Raw genomic sequence first — 20,696 nt, forward strand, 5'->3', positions numbered from 1 at the left:
CCTCATCCCTCATCTCCCTTATCCCCTGTCCCTAATTCCTATCCCCCTGCGATTGACGTGCTGCTCGCATTGCTTTGACGAAGTCCTCAAACAAGTAATCAGCATCGTGAGGGCCTGGGCTAGCTTCGGGGTGGTATTGCACCGAGAACACGGGTAAAGACTTGTGACGGACACCAGCAACAGTGCGATCGTTCAAGTTCAGGTGGCTGATTTCTACCACTGCTTCTGGTAAAGAATCTGGGTTAATCGCAAAACTGTGGTTTTGGCTAGTAATTTCTACCCGTTGCTGTAAACCCGCAGGTTGATTTAATCCCCGATGCCCAAACTTGAGTTTAAAGGTTTCTGCTCCCAAGGCATGACCCAAAATTTGATGTCCCATACAAATGCCAAAGATGGGTTTTTGAGCGCCTAGCAATGCCTTGGTAGTTTCAATTCCTTCTGTTACTGCTGCTGGATCGCCTGGCCCGTTGGAAAGAAAGATACCATCTGGATTATATTTGAGAATTTCCTCTGGTGTTGTATGCGCGGGCACAACAATGACTTGACAACCATAACTTGCTAAACGCCGCAAGATATTCCGCTTTACTCCAAAGTCAAGGGCGACAACGGTAAAGGTTTCTCCGTTGCGCTCAGAGACATTAGAGTTAAATTCCCAAGCGGGGATAGTAGGATCAGACCATTCATAAACCTTTCGGGTCGTGACTTCACGCACCAGATTTAGCCCTTGCATACTGGGGGCTGCCTGTACCTGTTCTAATAATTCTGCCTCATCCAAAATCGATGTAGAAATTCCACCATTCATGGCTCCATACATCCGAATTTTACGGGTGAGGGCGCGAGTATCAATCCCATAGATGCCGGGGATGTGGTGCTGTTTCAAGTAGTCAGGCAAAGATTGTGTTGAGCGCCAGTTACTTGGGCGGTGGCAAATATTGCGAGCGATCGCACCTCGTACCTGCGGTCTAGCTGATTCCTCATCTTCGGGATTAACACCAGTGTTACCCAATTCAGGATAGGTAAAAACAACAATTTGTCCGCAATAGCTGGGATCGGTCAACACTTCTTGATACCCAGTCATGCCAGTGTTAAATACCACTTCCCCAATTGTGGTTCCTATAGCACCAAAAGACCAACCGCGATAAGCGGTGCCATCCGCTAGAACAAGTAGAGCCGGGATTGTGTCAGACAGGGGCATAAGCAATCATGATTAGGGGTTAAAAGCTAGGGGCTAGGAGCTAGGGATTAGGATTTTGCTAGTTTCTAGACCTATTCTTTAGTCCCTAGTAAGCTTGCGAATGTTAATTATCCCATGAGTTGGACAAATTAGCGATAAAAAGCATTTGTCATTTGTCATTTGTCATTTGGTGTTTGCTAGAAAACAGAAAGTTTAGTGATTAATAGTTATCCTGCTTGTCTCCCTCATCTCCCTCATCTCCCTTCTTCCCAGTCCCCAATCCCCAATCCCAACTTTCCCACAACAAAGGTAGATTTCCTCACCTTCTGGCAGGTAAAATCGAAGTTAATTATGCTTCAGTCTTTTTTATCCCGTGCAACCCTGATTTGTTTAACAAGTGCGCTAGCGGTTTTGGGTGTTGCCTGTAGTAAAGACAAACAGACCACTGTGACTGTTGACCAAGAGCAACCTCAGCTTGCGGACAAGATAGCAGCATCGCCTTTTGTCGAAGCTTCACCTTTATCCAACCCAGAACCACAGCCACAATCATCGTCTGCTGTTCAATTGAATTCTTTTGAATTGGCGCTGGACAAAGCCGCAGGTGCGATGACGATTAGCCAGTCTGCCCAATCTCCTGATGATTGGAAGTTGGTAGCAACTCAGTTTCAGGATGCGATCGCGCTGATGAAAAATGTGCAGCAAGAAAGTCCTAATTTCACGGTCGCGCAAATCAAAATCTCGGAATACCAGCGCCAAATTCAATACGCTTTGGATAAAGCTACACCCAAATCTCTCGCGCCAATTGCGGTACAACCACCTCAAAAGGCTCCTCAAAGGGTAGTAGTTGTAGTACCATCTGCAAGAAAAATCACGCCTCAACCCACTCAACCTTTATCCCCACTGGTGGCAAAATCACAGCCAGCAGTGCAATCTGTTTTGATGCCGTCAGCACAAATTGCTGAGGATCAAGCTGTCTTTACAGCCCCAATCAAACGCCGCATCGGGGGGACACCAATTATTGAAGTTACCTTCAACGGCGATCGCAAATTCGAGATGATTGTAGATACAGGGGCTAGTGGAACTGTAATTACCCAAAACATGGCAAATGCTTTGGGTGTAGTACCAGTAGGTAGAACCAAAGCCAACACAGCCAGTTCTAAGCAAGTAGAATTTACTATTGGCTATGTTAATTCGATGGCAGCTGCTGGGGTCAGTGTGAATAAAGTAGCCGTGGCGATCGCAGGCTCAGATTTAGAAACTGGACTGCTGGGACACGACTTTTTTGGTAATTATGATGTCACTATCAAGCGCAATGTCGTGGAATTTCGCCCACAATCCCATGCGGATGTTAATTCTTCAGAAAATGAACTAACTGTTCCAATTTCACCCAAGGAGCGCCACTATTTAGGATCTCCTTAGCTAGTTTAATTCCTTGGGCATGGTCTAGCAGTGGGATGGCACCTGCCACTTGTAGCGCCAATGACGTATTTAACGCTACAGCATCCTGTTGCGCCTGAGTTCCCTTGCCTTGTAGTACTGCCTTTAAAATCTCCGCATTTTCTTGCACATCTCCACCTCTGAGTGTGCCTATTGTTGCAGGCGTTAAACCCACCTCTTCGGGATTAATAGTAGTTAACTGCACTTCACCATTAGATAAAACTGCCAAATCTGTTATATCTCCTAACCCCGCTTCATCTAATTTTTCTCTTCCATGTACAACAATTGCCTTTTGCTTACCCAACTTTTGTAAGGCTTGGGCAACAGTTGCTAAAAGTTTAGGAGTAAATAACCCTACTACTTGCCCAGTCGGATTTAAAGGATTGACTAAAGGGCCAAGTAAGTTGAAAACTGTCCGTACCTTAAGAGTCCGCCGCAATGTTGCTACAGCTTTGAGTGCGGGATGCCAACCAGGGGCAAACAGAAAAGTGATCCCCACTTCTTGAACTGCAGCTTGGACTTTTTCGCTAGCAGCACCAAGATTTACGCCCAAAGCTTCTAAAACATCAGCGCTTCCTGTGAGGCTTGATGCCGAACGGTTACCATGTTTAGCCACAGGTACACCATAAGCTGCAGCCACAAAAGCAACGGCTGTCGAAATATTAAAAGTTGACGAACCATCTCCACCAGTACCACAGGTATCAATGAGAGGAGTTAGGGATTGGGGATTAGGGATTGGGTTCCCAGTCCCCATTTTTGATTGAGATTGTAGTACTTCCGCCATACCTGTTAATTCGTCAGCCGAAACGCCTTTAAAGTTTAGCGCTGTTAAAATTGCTCCCGATAATTCAGGCGGAACAGATTCACTTAGCCAGCCTTGCATCAAGTCCGCAGCTTGAGTGCGGGATAAAGATTCTCCATCGATTAACTGTTGCAGCAAGAGATACCAGCTTGTTGAGATTTCTGGCGTGGAGATGGGGGAAGTTGTCATACAATTTTGTTTGCGTGTGGTAGGGTTGAGCTTTTATTGAAGTGTCTGGGAGCTATCCTACCGGAAAACGGGAAACAGTTTGTAGTCAGCAATTTAATGGTTGATATAGAGAGAATAGTTCACGTAGGATGCGTTACGTTATCGCTAACGCATCAGTAACAAAGCTTTTTGTGTATTACGACTTACTGAGATTTTTTCATCAATTAAATCTGATTTATATATATAAAGAATTTAATTTATCACTACGAAAAAGTCTTATAGTTGGTAATAAATAACTCTTTTCCTTTGGCTGCATTACTCTGTCTATAATTATTCATCCCATACTGCAATTTCCACTCGAAAATATTTGCCCAGCTAAAATTTTCTCTAATTTGTGGCGAATCGTCGTAGGTAATTAACCAATCGTGGTGGCATTGTTTTAATACTTCGGCAAATTTTTGATGTTCAAAAGAGGTATGTAAGTTACCTGCTTTGCCATAGAGTTTAGATTTAGTAGCTATAAAATATGGCGGATCTAAAAATAAAAATACTTTCTCACCTGCTGCATATAATAATTCGCTGTAATCTAAGTTAGTAATGAGAATATCTTCTGATAAAATGCTTTCTAATTTCTCAAGACGGTCTATCGATGAATTAGTAAAGCGTTTATGGAAAGCTTCTTGAGAATAACCGCCAGATTCTACAGTTCCGCTAAATGTAATGCGGTTAAGAACAAAAAAGCGAACTGCTCTTTCAAAATCAGATAGCTGGTTAATATCTACGGTTGTTAATTCTTTATATAAGAATCTGCCATCTGTATATTTATTTTTAATATGACGAATTTCTTTAACTAGCTCAGAGATATCAGATTGAGCAAATTTCCAAAACAGAAATAATTCCCGGTTTAAATCGTTAATCCAAATTTTGAGATTGGGGAATTTTTGCTTTAAGTAGATGAATACAGAACCACCCCCTACAAATGGTTCTCTAAATTCAGAAAAACTATCTGGTAAGTATTCGATTATTTGATTTATTGCTTTTGATTTACCGCCTGGATAACGGAGTGGACTTTTGAACATGATTTTCTGGCGATCGCGAAAATCTTATTTTAAGTATAAAAATTCTCCTAGATGCGGTAAACAATAAAAGCTACTTATGCAAACAGTCTATAGGTGAGTGCAAAATATATTTATCTTTCTTTTGTCAAGAAAATGTTGCATTTCTATAAAAATCTGTTACATTACTTTACAGGCAGTCACAACTGTCACCACATAAAAGCTCGGAGTGTTATTTATGACAGGCACGAAGAATCCTACACCTACAGTTTCTGAAGATCCTAACGCTTTACGCTGGGGCTTCACTCCTCAGAGCGAAAACTGGAATGGTCGTTTTGCAATGATTGGTTTTCTAGCGGCGATTTTAGTGGAAGTTTTTTCGGGCCAAGGAGTTTTACACTTCTGGGGTATCCTCTAAATTCAGCTTCGTTTGATGTTCTCTTAAGACTGCGATGTGTAGAGTCGCCTGGCTTCTGTTGACATCAAGACTCATTCAGACTGCGATCGCAGTTGCAATACATTCAGATAAATATCATTCTTTCGATATTTGCAGAAAATGCAAGCTTTTGCATTTCTAACTTGTAAGCAAAGCTGGACATTAATTGTTCAGTTTTGCTTCTCTTAAATCCAGAAATTGGTAGTTAATTTAGTCAAAAATAGCCATAAACTACCGTGATGCACGAAAGATTACACGCCCTGGTAACTCTTCTTGATTAATTCGCGCGTAGACTCGCAGACAAGCTAAAACTTCGCCAGGATTACCGCCACAATCGAGTTGCAAGTCATCTTTGGTTAAAGCGCAGATATCGGCGTAAAGCCCGGATAATTGGCGTATTCTGACTTCATTACCTGCATTAATCGCTTGATCGACAAATTTTTTCAGCATTCGGCGTGATTCTTGTTGTAAGTTACCCCACCAAGAATAGCGATCGCTTGGCGGGACAAATACTAAAGAGTGTATGGCTTCGTCAATGTCAATCCAAGCACGTAGGGTTAAGACTGGATCAGCATTTTCTACAGCTTTTTGAGTACGATGAAAGCGCCCTGTGAATGCTTCAATATATTGAGTTTGCTGTTCTGGCTTAGAGTTTAAGGAAATAATATCAAAGCTAAATACGCTCTTTAAAGCGTGGTGTAAATCTGGGTCAATTTCGATAAATTTTATACAAAGTAGCAAATAGCCAGCTAGTAAATTTAAGTCGCTGGATTCGTTATTGGGAATAATTTCCGAATTTGGCAGTAATTTTTGAGATAAACATAAACCTTGAGCTTGGATAGTACCACTCAATCCAGGGTAAATAATTTCGTCTCTGATGAAGGGTAGGGTGTAGAGATTGGAATTATCTTCTATAGCACCAACTTCTTGCGCTAAAGTCAAGGCACGTTGTCGCCAAGCTGTCGCCAAGTCTTCAGGAACTCGTAGCAATTTGCGTTGCATCTCGTTCCATAATTCTGAATCTGTTTGGCTTTGGAGTTGAGAATTTCCTAAATATAATTTCAGGTCTTTATCTGTATTAAAAGCTTTCTTCAGACGACTTAGTTTTAATTCATGATTAGAGTTTAACTCTGGTAATTTTTGAGATTTAGTTTGTAAAATATCATGAAGTTCTTGCAGCACCTCGTCACATAATTTAGCCCCTGGATCGCTAGGTAATTCTTTTTGCGCTTGCTTTAAAGCTGCTTCGATTCCGTACAGGCTAAACCGTAATAATTGGGCTAAATTTGAGTTTTCTATTGCTAATAGCTGACGTAGGTGCTGCATGAATTTAGCCTCGATTTTAATCTATTTTTCTATCTCACACGAAGGTAAAATTTATACGAACCACAGAGGCGCAGACAACAAAGAGAAAGATGTTGTTGAGAGGTTTTTCCTTTCTTTGCGCCTCTGCGCCTCTGCGTGAGTTTATTACCTAATGAATACCGCAAAATGGATCGCGTTCTTTATCAACTTCATTGGGTTGCAATTCTAGTTCAGCACGGTAAACACATCCTTCTTGTTTGAGACATTTTTGATCGGTTGATGTCCAGTAAGGTACTTCCCCGGCGTGCATTCGTAAAATTCCGTAATTGTCTATGCTGACACGATATTGGCAAGGATAATCTGTAGCGAAATCGGGTTTACTTAATGCGCCAATACGTATCCATTTTTTCGTATTAGTTTGTGCATCAGTTTGCACAACATAAAAGGTGTGTTGTCCATTTTTGGGGAAGGGAGGTAGAGGATTACTAATTAATCCGGTTCCTGGTTCTGGTGAACCATCACGCAAATAATGGAATTCTTGTAGGGATTTACTCACATCTTTGTCGGCTTCAAATACGAGATGATAAGCATCTGGTTGATCTACTGTTGCTGACTCAATTACATTGATGGCAATATCACCATCATTTAAGTCTTTATGAGGTCTTTCTACGGCAATATTCCACTTTAATTTACCATCAGCAAATAAGGCTGAAGTTCCTGAGGCGGCAGAGATTACAGAATTAACATCAATACCAGAAACATCAATTAAATAATGTGGATTTCCTTGACAAAGTAAGACACTAAATTGTAGGGTTTGGTCAATTTCAAACTGAACTTTAATTTTCTTCAGGAAGTCTGGTTCTGATAATCCCAGTTTTTCCATCAAAGTTTTGCCATCAAAGCTACCCCACAGCCGCAAATCCCCATCTTCATAATCTTGACGGTAAATAATATTTGTTAACTGTATACCTTGCCACTCAGTCCGAACTTTAGCAACGCTTTCATCAGCGCCTAGTTGATAAAGTTCTTGTCCGGCTTTAAAGATTGTCAGCAGTTCGTTACTTTGGGTTTTGCGTTTAAAGTTGCAAGGTAAATAATAAAACAGGTTTTTGACATCAATTTCTAGTTGATTTGCGCCTTTACGGAGTAATCCTTTTGACTCTTCGGGGTCAAAGCGTAATCTCCGTAATTTTTCGGCGTAGCAAGCACCGGCTGAGGTGGCTAATTTGGTAAATTCCAACACAAAGGTAATGCGTTCGGGGTTCCACACGAAGTAGGGAGATTTACTAAATTCTTGGTAGATGTGGCGCTGTACCAAGTCGAGGTTGCAAGTTTTCCCCGATAAAATCAACCAATCTACTTTGTGGGAATTCCACGAATCTACTTTGGCATCTTCTGGACGTAAGCGACTATCCATCAAGCCTTTAGCAATACCGATCGCTTCTTTAATAGATGATGATGCGGCGCGATCGAATTGCTGACTATCGATGGTAACGCAGATACTACTGGTATCTTTTGCTTGGTATTTAATGGCACTTTGAACTAGTAATTCATAAATTTGCTGTTCAGCAAGGCTGAAAGTTAGGATTGAAGCATCTTCTGGCGGCTTTTGCCCAAGTTTGATTTTGGCAGCTTCGGCATGATCCCACAAGGTATAAAATGTTTGCAGACGTTGCGGTGCTTGTTGCCAACGGGTAGGTAAGACTTTTTCCGCAGTATCTAAAGCGTCTTTATAAGCAGCGTCACCTTCAGGATTTTCTTTATCTACACATTTTAAAATACTGCCGCTTTTGAATTGTCCATTTTCTAGGAAGCGTTCATTTAATTCAGAATTAATTAAATCTTCCAGCTTATCGCTGCTTAACTCACCTGTGGAAACTGCTGTTAATAAAAAATCTGCGATCGCCACTTTTAAAAGCCTGAAGATTCGCAGGGTAATTAACTCGCCACCTAGCTGTAAATGTCCAGATGAACCTAAGAGTTTGGGTGTGAGTTTATAATAGCGTCCCCCTAAACCTCGGTCTTCATTATCAGCAAAGAAAGGCGTTTTATCTTCTAATGTGAGTTCAATTAAAGCTAAATCTGTAGTACCACCACCAATATCTAAAACCAGAACATTTTGTGACCATTTATTTCCTTCTTGGCGACAACGAGTCTTGAAAGATTCAATCCCAATATTGAGATTACCGCCAAATTCTCGCCACAGGAAAAATATAGCTACAGAAACAGCTTCATCATAAGCAGTTTGGACATCATCTAATCCTAATTGTTCCACTAATTTCTTAACTTCCTTACGCACAACAGGCGGTGCGACGGTGGGATAGGTAACAACTGCGGAAAGAAATCCCCCGTCAGAAAACCTGCGTCTAGCGCGTTGGCGATAGTCTTGGGTTAACTCAATTAAATGTCCCCAAGCTGCTTGAATTAATTGGTTAACGTTGATGGTTTCTTCATCTTCATCAACAATTACTGGAAAAGAACGATCCTGTCCAAAATAGCGTTTGGGTGAGTGATGAAAGCGGCTGATAATTTCTTTTAAAGCACTGCTAGTTCCTTGGGCGATCGCTTTTTTTCTGTTGTCGCTAGCTTCCCTACCCATTTTCAGTTGTAGGGCTGATAATCGCGAAATTTCTAACTCACTTTTAATTTCGGTACTGCGGCGATCAATATCTAGAACCACAGGGATGAGATTTTGCGATTCTAAAGTAGGAACGCGGAAGACTTCATGATATATCTGATAAAGTTTTTTACTAACAGCACGGCGAAAGCGATCGCTTGTACCTAAACATAGTTCAATTTGGCGAATTGCTTCTAAAAATCGTTCTCTATTATCACTTTCAAACACTTCACTTAAGCGGCTAGGTTCGATTTCCAAATTTTTACTAATATCAGCAATAAATTTATCCCAATCGCCAGCACTGACATCGGGTAAAGCAATTCCCGCCGGAGAATTCAGCCATTGCGCCATGCGATCGCGTAGTCGCATTTCTTGTTCTCTGGGTAATACTTCGGCGATGGGTACTTCGATGGGATCGAAGAGGGTAACAGTAGAGTTGGATGTACCAAAATCGACAGCTAACCATCCGGGAAATCTTTTTTGTTGTTCGCTATTTAGTTGGGAGGAGTTCATAGGATTTGTTGAGGGGATAATTGGAAACGCAGAGATTCGCTGAATATCTTCTTCTTGTCTTTCTACTTTGCGTCCTTCTCTTCGAGACACTTCGTGAATGCGCCTTCTCTGCGAGACGCTTCGCGAATGTGGTTCGTTTAAAAAATCTCGATCAACGAACCGCGAAGACACGTTCGGCGAAGCCGTTCCCGAAGGGTAGTACACGAAGAAAGAGAATAGTAAGAGTTTATTTCTGAAGATTCAGCACTATTTACTAATAGTTTTTGGCTGAGACATCAGCGAGAATTTGTAACCAAGTGGGAATAGATGATTGTGATGGTGTATCGCCAGCAGCAATATGTCTAAGTAAATTCTCTTTTTTAGAAATATTTTGCAAACTAGGAATAATTTGATCCAAAATTCCTTGTAATTCGGCGTTCACTTTTTGATTTACTTCACTCACATATTGCACAAGATGCAGACTAGCGCTAGCAGTAATTTCATCTCTTAGACGTAAGACAAAAAGTTGATGATTGTTGGCTTTAGGCGCACCGTTGCGTTCAGGGGCCCAATCAAAAATTTGCCCGATATTATGTTTTTCATCTTGACGCGCTAAGGGAAAGATCATTTCCGGTGTAATCGATTTTTCTTGATTATGAATCTCAGAAATGATTGCTTCTTGCCATTGATTAGGATCACAGCCTAAAAGTAGTTTATAAAAAAGTTCTGCTTCTTCGATACCAAATTTTGATTCAATATCTGATTCCATCTCTGGGTTGAGATTTGTTTGCAGAAATTCCCGTTCTTTAGCGACGTAATTTGATAATTTAGTCAGCAAATCTCCAATTGCTTGACTAATGCGATCGCGCGCAAATTCTTCTACTTCTTGAATCGTCTTGGCAAAGATGGGATAAAAATCGTCGCTTTTGGTGGGAATTGTAATATTAACTCGGTTTCCCCGCTCAAATAACTTTCCGGCTGCACCTTTAGATTCGGTGAGGGCGATTGTACCATTATTAACTTTGTTGAACAGTAAAGTCCATTGACTCCAACTGAGGATTCTAAAAGTTAATTCATCTTTAACGACATCGCTGACAGAAACGTTGCGTCTATCTTTGAGTGGTTCTTTTCCTAAATCTTTTTGGAAGTTTCTATAGCTTTTATCTAAATTTTCAATTGCTTCTCGTAATTCAATAAAAGCGGGACTGTCTCCAGTAGGTATACCTTGTTCGTGAATTTCGTGGAGAATATTTTTGAGATTATTTTGTTGCTGACGTACAACTTCCGCCGCACGTTTTGTATCTTCATACAATTGCTTTAGTCCGTGGGTAGCAACGTGTTTTTGAATTAATTCTCGCAGCTTGCTAATACCGCCATCTTGAGCAAAGTAACCCAGTTGTCTGCCAAGATAATTACGTCCATCGGATGTTAATAAGCGATCGCTTAATCTGCCCCATTTTTCTTGTAACCTTTTAGAACGGTCTAGATAATCGGGATAATCGAGGTTAGCTAAAAACTCTGGCGAACCTGCTTTTACCGAAGTGGAACGCTTTGCTAAATCTGCTAGTCCTAACAGTGGTGATAGTAAAACGATGCGGTCTTTTTGAGTAGTAAAAGCACCGGCTGCGTCAATGGTTGTTTGTAAAACTTTAAGTTTCTGAAAAACGCTGCTTTCCTGTAAAGGATAATTTTCGCCGCTATCGTTAATTAATTGATCAAGTTCTCTTTCCCCACCTTCGCTTTCCAAGGGAAGTTGATCGAACCGTCCCACACCCACCAGAATCAAATCCTTGAGGTCTTGTCCTGGTCGCTGCTGCTGCATCATGGTAAAGATTTTATTGGCGCGATCGCTTCCAGGAGATTTACCATTGAGCAATACGAGAATTGTCTGCACCTCTGCTAATTCTCGCAGGGATAAAAATGTGTCGCGCGTTCCCGAATTAGACGCACCCAACCCCGGAAAGTCAAGCAAAATAAATTCTGAAGCACCCGTAACGTCCCAAATTTCCCGTGAGATTTTCACTTCAATATCTACACGACGAATCAACGGGAAACTATTCTGTAATAACTTTGAGGCTAATCTTTGCGGTGGACTTGGTAATTTAATATGAGCAGGGGGTAAATCATCAAAGCTGAGGGTTTGAATCGCCATTGGTTGCTCAAGTAACTGTAACCCCTCACGGGCAGTGGTAGCATTAATTTGGTAGCATCCACCACACATCGCCTCACCGTAAGATAGATAAGCGCGAATAAATATGACTAACTCACGCAGTAAATAACGCAACTCCAAATTGTTGCTACTCTTCCAGGTTTCCTGACACCAACTGAGAATATCTTTTGGTTCCTTCAGCTTCGATAGCAGCGCCGGTGGAAGTCCCGCAGCGATGGTGCGGCGATTAGCTTCCCCCAACATAAACCGCAGACAATCATGTACACCTTCATCATCTAAGTACTCTACGGTAAAATTGCCTAGCTGAGTAGTCGCAAAGCCTTCCTGAGGAATGATATGTATAGCTGTAACGTTTCCCGTAGTTGGATTTTCACTCACAGGTAAAGCATCAGCGTAGCCAATTAAACTACCTAGCAGCAAAGTTTTCCCACTGCTAAATTCACCCATCACCCCAATTTTGACTGGTGAGGTAGCCAATTCTACAGTTTTTTGAGCAGCTTCCCGCAAGCGAAACAGACTCTCATCAAGACTAGCTGGTACCCAATCTTCTTGCTTGGAGGGATATTCAGGTACAGAGTCTAATTTCTGGAGGATGAATTCGCCATACTCTTTAAAACGCTCCAGTTGTTCTGTTTCCATAGAGTATTTTTTGCTCTAAGATAAATTGCTGTGAGTTTTATAACACAAAAAATATCACTCTTGCTTGACAGGAATTTAAAATTAAAAATTTCACAATTTTTTACCATACATAGCACTCAACCCCTATGGGGAATTCAAAATTCAAAATTCAAAATTCAAAATTCAAAATTCAAAATTAATCTACTCACAGTTTTACAAGGTTGTCACAATTATAAATAGAACTTCTATACTTTACCCAAGACTGGCTCCGCGTTCCTATGTGTTAAAAAATTTTCCAAATTATACGTAATAACAAAGAATGTTGGTAGCTAACTGATGTTCCCAATTTTCTTTAGAAAAAATTAACAAGTATCAAAGTAGTGATTTTGTATTTTTTGCTAACTATTGATATTTTGATATATTAGATAATCAATTTAGACGCATCCTGATAATCAAGTGCATCTCTAATATCTGCCCTCAAGAGGCGAAAAGGCAGAAAGTTAGATAAGGGTGCTGTGTAGATATAAATTTGGCAGTAATGATTGGTTAGATTCGCGGTTGCACCCTCTTCCTAAAATGCGATACCTGCGGCGGGCTACGCCTACGCGAATTATCTATTGTTTGGTGTTTGGTAATGGGTAATTGGTAATTGGTAACTGGTAATTGGTAATTGGTAATGGGAATTTTCTCCCTCATCTCCCTCATCTCCCTTATCTCCCTTATCCCCAATCCCCAGTCCCCAGTCCCCAATCCCCAATCCCCAGTCCCCAGTCCCCAATCCCCAATCCCCAGTCCCCAGTCCCCAGTCCCCAATCCCCAGTCCCCAATCCCCAATCCCCACCACCCAACAGCCATGAGGGGAGAAAACCCTCTAGTCACCAATAAATTTTCATGTGAGAATCATTTTCTCGATAATTTTACTGAATCAAAGATTCTTTTGAACCTGCCTACTGCCATAGATTTCAGATGTAGAATGGCTGATTTTATTTGTAGGCTTCACGAATCTTTGACAGCTTCTTTACGGAAACTTAACCTAAACTTATTGAAATTTTAACCAAAACCCTGTTTACTGAAGAGTAATTCACTTTTTGCTGCAACATTTGAACCCCTCAATCAACCTGGATTTTCAGGACTTGGGGGGATTCTTTGTTTTCAAGTGCGATCGCTCTCAGCTTAACCCAAAAATAAAATCTGCACTTGATTTGTGTTTTTAATTTATATTTTTCAGTGCAATAACTTTGTCCTTTTAAACCCAATCCCCATTACCCCTTATCCCCAGAGGGGGCCCCGAGTTCCCCAATCCCCAATCCCCATTACCCCTTATCCCCAATCCCCAATCCCCAATCCCCAATCCCTTCATTCATTCTCAATTGTTAGCAGAACTTTGAGATATAAATTTTCGACTCTCCGAGTTTGCGATTCACCCAATGAAGCATAATTGAGCAATCCTGGAGAGCCATTAACTTCAATAATGGTGTAGTCTACCATTGGCATTGTGATATCGCTAGCAATAATATCTACCCCTGCTAATCTTAAACCCATATCTTTAGCGATATTAATTGCCAATTTTTTAAAATCTGGATGAATAATGTCGCTTAAATCTACAGCATCTCCGCCACTCGATAAATTTGCATTGTCTAAAAGATAAACAATATTACCTGGGGGAAGCACACTCTCAAAGGCTAATTTTTGCCTTTTTAATTTTTGAGCAATTCTAAAATCTTCAAAATCGATAATTTTTCTAGAATGTTGATTGAGAATTTCTTGCTTTTGATGCAAAAGCTCTAAAACAGTGGATTCACCATCACCTACAATAAATAAAGGAATTCGCTGATAGGCAATCATTACTTCTTGATCTAAGACTACAATTCTGTAGTCATTGCCCATATGGAATCGCTCAACAATAAAGCCTGGGGTTATTTGTAATATTTTTTTTGCTACTTGATAGTATTCTCGTTTATTATAAACTTTAGTTACGAATCTACCTTGGCTGAGATTAAGTGGTTTAACTATTACAGGCATTCCCAAATACTTAGCATAGTTAAAACCATCATCGATATTTCTTAACGTCTCAATTTGTTTGCATAGTTTCTCATTAAAAAAAGTTTTGCCTTCAGGAACTTTATAGCCAAAATGATTGAGAAAAAAACTAGAGGAACCTTTATCCTTGGCTAACTCTGCTGCTCCAAAACCATTTATACTGAAATGCGTAGAGCGAAAAACAGTTTTTTTCCCATTTTTAAAGGTAATATGACCTACATATTTACATTCTGGGTCTAATACTAATACTGCTCCAATTTGCTCAACAACTTTTTCAATTATTGTGACAACAAATGGTGTCTTCATTTTTATAAATTATTAGGTTTCAATTTAATTCCATATTTTGTAGCGTGCATTACACTCTGTTAACGCACCATTTTTGAATTTATTTACGGGAATATTTTTTAATTACAAGTGGATTAAGGGGGTCATACCCCACAGATAAAAATTGCACAATGTGCCCAGTATATATTCAATTGTTCTGTACTAAATTGTCAAGCCTGAAATCTATGTCAAAACTGTCTAGGTTGTAAGTCGAGCAACAAATCGATTTAGTTAGTGCTAAATCTTAACAAACCTAGTTTAGTTAATCGTTGTGCTGGCAAAATAATTTTTTACTCAAAACTTGCACAGAAAAAAAATTTATTTTTTTGGATAACGCCATAAATAGAGTAATCTTAGAACTAAGTACACCAGCTCCTAATTGCGGTAAAAATAGCAAGTTTAGTAGAGCATCTAATTATAGAAGTAAAATTTCATACTCAAAATAGGAAATTAGTTACTTGCACTCCTTAGTCCCAGGTGTTGACAACACAAAAATAATGTATTACTAAGGGTGCATCGATACTTAAAAAGGCGTTAGTCTATCCCCGCCAAGAGACTTACTAACGCCCTTGACTTAGCTCCCGAAGGATAATTTAGATCATGCCACAAAATACCGAATATCCAGCTTCCACAACAGAAATGCAAACTAAAGGCTACAGACAACGCCTTAACACTTGGGCTATCACTCGTATTGTTCCCAATACAGACCCAGTAATTGTGGCTAGATTCCGCAGCCGTTCTGATGCTGATGGCTATTTGCGCCACTTACGCCAAGTAATACCAAACACTATCTTTGAGATTGTTGTGGATTGTAAACGCGATGAAGCTGTCCTTTGAAAGATGAAGTGTTAAGGATGAAAATATAGCCAACATTTTCAAGAAAAAAGGCGAACTTGACGTTCACCCTTAAATAGATAGTGTTACTTTTTTAGTTCTGAGTCTTAAGTGCGGAGTACTGAGTGAAGTAGAAAAGATTCAGGACTCAGCACTTGTAACTCAGTATTGTTGATTAAAATTGAAATTCTAAATTTTGGCTTCTTCCTTAACCAACTTATCCCAACCTAAATCTTTCAAACTGTTATTGCGACGTAAGGGACGAGTTACTAATTCTAAAATGTCACGCGCATTACCAAAGCCGTGAATTTGAGCAAAAGTAAATTCTACAGACCACTTGGTGTTAATACCCCTGGCTTCAAGCGGATTAGCATGAGCCATACCAGTAATCACTAAGTCTGGCTTTAATTCATAAATACGCTGAACTTGGTTATAGTTATCTGGCTTTTCAACAATCTTTGGCAGGGGTACACCCATTTCTTTACAAGTATTTTCCAGTAGGGTCAATTCAGCAGCTTGATAGCGCTTATCCATGTAAGGAATCCCAATTTCGGAAACTGTCATTCCACAGCGCACCAGGAAGCGCGCTAAGGAAACTTCCAGTAAGTTATCGCCCATGAAGAATACTGATTTGCCGCGAATGAGTTTCACGTATTCTTCCAACCCAGCCCAAATTTGTGCTTCCCGTTCATCCAAACCTGTGGGAGTAATACCGAACACCGAGCAAATCTTCTCAACCCAAGCACGGGTACCATCGGGGCCGATGGGGAAAGGTGCGCCGATGAGTTTGCATTTGCGACGACGCATTAAGGTAGTAGCAGTGCGGCTGAGGAAGGGATTGACACCAGCGACGTAATAGCCTTCTTCCAATACTGGCAGTTCAGTGAAGCGCTTCGCAGGTAGCCAGCCGGAGACTTTGATGCCTTGCTTCTTCAATTCTAAGGTGAGCTGCGTTACCACAGGGTCAGGAAGGGAGCCGAAGAGAACCAAGGGAGGATGGTCTACATATTGGGATTCTTCTTGGACTACTTCTTCTTTTTTCTTACCAAAGTTGAGCAGTTTAGAAATAGCGTTGCGTTCGTTTTTATCTGTTTCCGCCACAGGAGCCTTATCGGGACATCGATTAGCCATTGCAGCTAAGACAGTATCTTCCCCTTGGGTAAAGGCATAATCTAGACCGTTGGCGCGAGCAACGACGATGGGAATCCCAATTTCACCTTCCAGCTTGGGAGCCAAGCCTTCCAAGTCCATTTTGATGATTTCGGTGGTGCAAGTACCAATCCAAACGATTACACTAGGATTGCGATCGCGTTTAATTTGTAAGCACAACCGTTTTAACTCTTCATAATCATTCAGTTGTGCCGAAATATCTCCCTCTTCCAACTCTGCCATTGCATAGCGGGGTTCAGCAAAAATCATTACCCCCATCGCATTTTGTAGGAAGTACCCACAAGTCTTGGTTCCAATCACCAAAAAGAAACTATCTTCAATCTTTTGGTATAACCACGCCACGCAGCTAATAGGGCAAAAGGTGTGGTAATTCCCAGTTTCACACTCAAAGTTTAAAGCTTCTGGTTGTTGAGCGACAGTCATTTTGGTTATTTCTCCCCTTGATATTTAAAGCGAACAAGGCAGGCGAACATAGGGCAGGTATGTGGGGAAAGAACAATTCTTCCCCCAAACTCCTGTGATATGTGGTACATAGCACCAGCCAGCAAACCCTAAATTCAACAGGAACGCTAAAAAATTAAGCGTTGGGGAAGAGACGGGCAATTTCGGAATCATCGAAAACGCCAGCTGGCAGTTCTTCCCCTAAAAAGTCATTACTTGCATCACCCTTGTGTAGCGATGTTTCATCACCCCAAACATCTGATAACACGTCACTGAAGGCGTTCTCATCTGGTGACTCTAAATCTTCCAGTATTTGGTCATCCAGCTTGATTTCTGATGATGTTGTCTCAAAGGAAATATCACCAAACTCATCTTCATCAGCAGCTTGTTGTGAGTTAGTGGCGTTTAGCCCATTTACAATCGTAAATTCTTGAGCAACTGCTACATTAGCAAAGCCATTACTTTGAGGATTGTTTTCTGTATGATGATGGGCGCTTTCTTCAGCAACAGCAGCATCTTGATAGTGATAATTATCTAAATCTCTAGGATTTACGCGATTACCAAGAGCCATGTCTGGGTCAAAATGTAAATCCAGTACTTCAATTAACGTGTCAGCGTCAGGATTAAGTTTAGAAAAGGGTAGCATTAACTGCGCTAGTTTTGGTTCTAACGCGTTGGCAACTCCCAGGATGAGGTAAGAAGGTGGTCGCTTCCCTCCATCGGGGGTGTACACTGATTCCACTTCCATATGGAGAGTAATCCAGTCACGATTAGCCTGGAAAAACTCCAACCATTTTTGCTTTAATGAATCTGTAAAGCTATGAAAAAAAGCCATACTATTTTCCCCATCCTGGAATTTTGATGATTTATACAATCATCAAGTCTAATTCCTCTTCCGGATTACGCACCTGGGGTTTATTCGGATTTAGATAAAAATCTGATAATAAAGAGAACAATTCACGGTCTTGGGCATCATTTGGTACTACCCCTTCTGGACGTGCAAGAATTTGGTCGGCAATGTTGAGATAGTAATCGCAAACGTAGCTTAAAGAAGGGTCGGATTCTGCCATTTCAAACAAAGTTTTACCCTTAACCCGAGAAACTCGAATATCTTCTATTAAAGGTAGAACTTCCAAAACTGGCATTGGTACTGCTTCTACATATTTTTCAATCAAATCGCGCTTGGAAGTGCGATTACCAATTAAACCAGCTAAACGCAGTGGGTGAGTTCTGGCTTTCTCTCTCACGGAAGCAGCAATCCGATTGGCGGCAAACAAAGCATCAAAGCCGTTGTCGGTAACAATCATGCAGTAATCAGCATAGTTGAGTGGCGCTGCAAAACCGCCGCACACAACGTCACCAAGTACATCAAATAAAATTACGTCATACTCATCAAAAGCGTTGAGTTCTTTCAGTAATTTCACGGTCTCACCAACAACATATCCACCACACCCAGCACCTGCTGGCGGGCCACCTGCTTCTACGCAATCAACACCACCGTAGCCTTTGTAAATTACATCTTCCGGCCAGACATCTTCATAGTGATAGTCTTTTTCTTGCAGAGTATCAATAATCGTCGGAATCAAAAATCCGGTGAGCGTAAAAGTACTATCGTGTTTGGGGTCGCAGCCAATTTGTAGTACTTTCTTGCCGCGTTTTGCTAGGGCGACTGAGATGTTACAGCTAGTTGTGGATTTGCCGATTCCACCTTTTCCATAAACTGCTAGTTTCACTTTCGTTGGCCTCTTAATAGTTTATTTTCAAACTCTTGGCTGAAACATTTGCCTTCACCTAGCCTGAGATGGCGATGCGTGAGGTCTTGTGATGTCATTATTGTCCAAACTACAAGGAAAATAAAGGGGCTGTAAATATGTAACTAGAAGATATAGAGATATTTAAGTATATTTAAAAGATATTTACAGCTTAAAGGCTCATAAAATCCATAAAAAACTTTTTTATAGCTTTATTTAAATTATTTATGTTTTATTTAAATAAAATTAGTAACAAAAGACAAAATGAATAAATCGGCTATTATCTATGCTTTCCATTGATTTTGCTTATGCTAATCTCTGCAGATGAGAGGCATAAATACTTAATGTCAGTGGAGAATATCGAGATTCATGCTTCTAAGGATGAGATATTAAAAAAGTCTCTATACATACCAAAAACGCTCGCAGGATAGAAGCTGCTGGCTAAATTCCATGAATTATCTTCCTAGCTGTCGGTTAGCCTATGAAGCTAGGGAACGCTAAGGGCCAATTGAGACTGAAATTCTAAGTTATTCCGGAAAATATTGCTTTTATAGCGATAACCTTTCAATTTATTAGATTCGTCCGCAGCTATTGTTGATGCAGGTAATTTTTAATATGCAACAAATTATTAAATTTTTAAACGGTCAGTGTTTGGCTAGATAAAGTGACTGGGGATTGGGGATGAGGTGGATGAGGGAGATTAGGTAGATTAGGGGAAAAATCCCCATTACCAATTACCAATTACCAATTACCCATTACCAAACCCTTATTCAAGACACCTCGCTTTCAATTTGGTTGATTTCTTTTAAAGGTTGCCAGCCAGGTTGCCACTGAGAGTTATCTTGTAATAATTTGGCATTCATCCAAAACCGGACATTTGGGTCACAAGCTGCAACTAATTCTGCGTAAACCCATTTACCCTGATTTTTGCGATTAACAACTTGGAAATGTCGCCAACCATCTACTTTTTGCTGGGCTGTCCATTTAGAACCCAAAAGGTAAGGAAATTTCTGTTTTTTAGGCATATTTTATTTATTGTTTGTTAAATTTATACTTTACACTTCATACTTCAGGCTTCAGCCTTCAGTTGACTAAATCGCCATTCAGGTCAAAAGTTTGACAATTTTTTTCACCATTTTGCTCAACACATAACCCAAACAATTTAATGTGGTTCCAGCAAGTGTTGATATTATTAGTGATTTTGCGTTTTTTCTTGCTGAGGCGTTGCTGCACAACTTCGTTGGGGCAAAGAATTTGCAAAGTGCCAGTACCATCTTCATGATTGAGAATGCGAAACAGGCAATCTTGTAAAATAGCACGGATGCTACTGTCGAAAAAACGTTTAAAACGCTGTAGCTTTTCGCTTTCTGTCATTTGGCTAATACGTTTTTGGGAAAATAACTCCTCCTCATCACAATCAAAGTTATCATCTTCAAAGTTATAGGGATCAATCATCTTCAATATTCATTATGCAACTTGGGATAATCTGAGTGCTGAGTTCTGAGTGCTGAGTTCTGAGTAAGAAGATAAATGAGTAATGCACCTAAAAATATGGTAAATTACGCTATCGCTAACGCACCATACTGGACTTAAAAATTTAGCAATAATTCGGTTTTAGATATTTGTTTAAATATGTTTGAGATTGCAAAAATACTTTAATAATCAGGTTTGAGATATACAAATTATACCAATTCAAATAATGTTGGCGACACATCAATATATTTTCGAGGAAAGGGCAATGCAGTGCCTCTACAATATGTAGCATTTTTATTTCAAATTGGTATTACATAATGAGGCGGGCAAGATGCCCACCCCACAAGATTTAGTAGCAGATTGTAATTTTTTTGGGTAGAGATGATTTT

16 protein-coding genes are annotated in these 20,696 nt (G+C 40.4%); 3 read left to right on the plus strand and 13 right to left on the minus strand.

Annotated elements, in window-relative coordinates:
- Positions 1 to 31: 31 nt before the first annotated feature.
- A complete protein-coding gene (carA, locus tag HG267_RS06215) occupies positions 32 to 1,195 on the minus strand; it encodes a glutamine-hydrolyzing carbamoyl-phosphate synthase small subunit (protein WP_045871634.1) in 1,164 nt (387 codons plus the stop codon).
- A 330-nt stretch (positions 1,196 to 1,525) separates the two neighbouring features.
- Here carA and HG267_RS06220 point away from each other — a divergent pair, with 330 nt between their 5' ends.
- Positions 1,526 to 2,593, plus strand: a complete 1,068-nt coding sequence (locus HG267_RS06220; protein WP_045871635.1) for a TIGR02281 family clan AA aspartic protease — start codon at positions 1,526 to 1,528, stop codon at positions 2,591 to 2,593.
- On the opposite strand, the gene trpD is transcribed toward HG267_RS06220, so the two are convergent.
- Positions 2,523 to 3,602, minus strand: coding sequence for an anthranilate phosphoribosyltransferase (trpD, locus tag HG267_RS06225; protein ID WP_045871636.1), 1,080 nt, complete (start codon positions 3,600 to 3,602; stop codon positions 2,523 to 2,525). The genes HG267_RS06220 and trpD overlap by 71 nt on opposite strands.
- A 242-nt stretch (positions 3,603 to 3,844) precedes the next feature.
- On the minus strand, positions 3,845 to 4,660 hold the full coding sequence (locus HG267_RS06230; protein ID WP_045871637.1) for a DNA adenine methylase: 816 nt from the start codon (positions 4,658 to 4,660) through the stop codon (positions 3,845 to 3,847).
- Between the two features lie 214 nt (positions 4,661 to 4,874).
- On the opposite strand from HG267_RS06230, the gene HG267_RS06235 reads away from it, so the two are divergent.
- On the plus strand, positions 4,875 to 5,054 hold the full coding sequence (locus HG267_RS06235; protein WP_045871638.1) for a chlorophyll a/b-binding protein: 180 nt from the start codon (positions 4,875 to 4,877) through the stop codon (positions 5,052 to 5,054).
- 249 nt (positions 5,055 to 5,303) lie between these two features.
- Here HG267_RS06235 and HG267_RS06240 read toward each other — a convergent pair whose 3' ends face one another.
- The 5 genes from HG267_RS06240 to HG267_RS06260 form a co-directional block, all read right to left on the minus strand.
- Positions 5,304 to 6,398, minus strand: coding sequence for a hypothetical protein (locus HG267_RS06240; protein WP_045871639.1), 1,095 nt, complete (start codon positions 6,396 to 6,398; stop codon positions 5,304 to 5,306).
- 148 nt (positions 6,399 to 6,546) lie between these two features.
- Positions 6,547 to 9,507, minus strand: coding sequence for a virulence factor SrfB (locus tag HG267_RS06245; RefSeq protein ID WP_045871784.1), 2,961 nt, complete (start codon positions 9,505 to 9,507; stop codon positions 6,547 to 6,549).
- A gap of 253 nt (positions 9,508 to 9,760) precedes the next feature.
- Positions 9,761 to 12,295 (minus strand): proteasome protein, encoded by a 2,535-nt coding sequence (locus HG267_RS06250; protein ID WP_045871640.1) that lies wholly within the window; start codon positions 12,293 to 12,295, stop codon positions 9,761 to 9,763.
- A 589-nt stretch (positions 12,296 to 12,884) separates the two neighbouring features.
- Complete coding sequence (locus HG267_RS06255) at positions 12,885 to 13,115, minus strand: hypothetical protein (protein WP_155539382.1); 231 nt, start codon at positions 13,113 to 13,115, stop codon at positions 12,885 to 12,887.
- Positions 13,116 to 13,630: 515 nt separating this feature from the next.
- Complete coding sequence (locus HG267_RS06260; RefSeq protein WP_045871642.1) at positions 13,631 to 14,620, minus strand: cyanophycin synthetase; 990 nt, start codon at positions 14,618 to 14,620, stop codon at positions 13,631 to 13,633.
- Between the two features lie 618 nt (positions 14,621 to 15,238).
- On the opposite strand from HG267_RS06260, the gene HG267_RS06265 reads away from it, so the two are divergent.
- A complete protein-coding gene (locus tag HG267_RS06265; protein WP_045871643.1) occupies positions 15,239 to 15,475 on the plus strand; it encodes a hypothetical protein in 237 nt (78 codons plus the stop codon).
- A gap of 186 nt (positions 15,476 to 15,661) precedes the next feature.
- Here the strand turns inward: HG267_RS06265 and HG267_RS06270 are convergent, their stop codons facing one another.
- From HG267_RS06270 to HG267_RS06290, 5 genes are all read right to left on the minus strand, one after another.
- A complete protein-coding gene (locus tag HG267_RS06270; RefSeq protein WP_045871644.1) occupies positions 15,662 to 17,065 on the minus strand; it encodes a ferredoxin:protochlorophyllide reductase (ATP-dependent) subunit N in 1,404 nt (467 codons plus the stop codon).
- Positions 17,066 to 17,219: 154 nt separating this feature from the next.
- A complete protein-coding gene (locus HG267_RS06275) occupies positions 17,220 to 17,918 on the minus strand; it encodes a DUF5331 domain-containing protein (RefSeq protein WP_045871645.1) in 699 nt (232 codons plus the stop codon).
- Between the two features lie 31 nt (positions 17,919 to 17,949).
- On the minus strand, positions 17,950 to 18,816 hold the full coding sequence (gene bchL / locus HG267_RS06280; protein WP_045871646.1) for a ferredoxin:protochlorophyllide reductase (ATP-dependent) iron-sulfur ATP-binding protein: 867 nt from the start codon (positions 18,814 to 18,816) through the stop codon (positions 17,950 to 17,952).
- A gap of 788 nt (positions 18,817 to 19,604) precedes the next feature.
- On the minus strand, positions 19,605 to 19,859 hold the full coding sequence (locus tag HG267_RS06285; RefSeq protein WP_045871647.1) for a TIGR02450 family Trp-rich protein: 255 nt from the start codon (positions 19,857 to 19,859) through the stop codon (positions 19,605 to 19,607).
- A gap of 58 nt (positions 19,860 to 19,917) precedes the next feature.
- Entirely contained in the window at positions 19,918 to 20,289 is a 372-nt protein-coding gene (locus HG267_RS06290) for a hypothetical protein (protein ID WP_045871648.1), read from the minus strand.
- Positions 20,290 to 20,696: the final 407 nt, after the last annotated feature.

This window comes from Tolypothrix sp. PCC 7601 (assembly GCF_025677855.1).
In the GTDB taxonomy this organism is placed as follows: domain Bacteria; phylum Cyanobacteriota; class Cyanobacteriia; order Cyanobacteriales; family Nostocaceae; genus Aulosira; species Aulosira diplosiphon.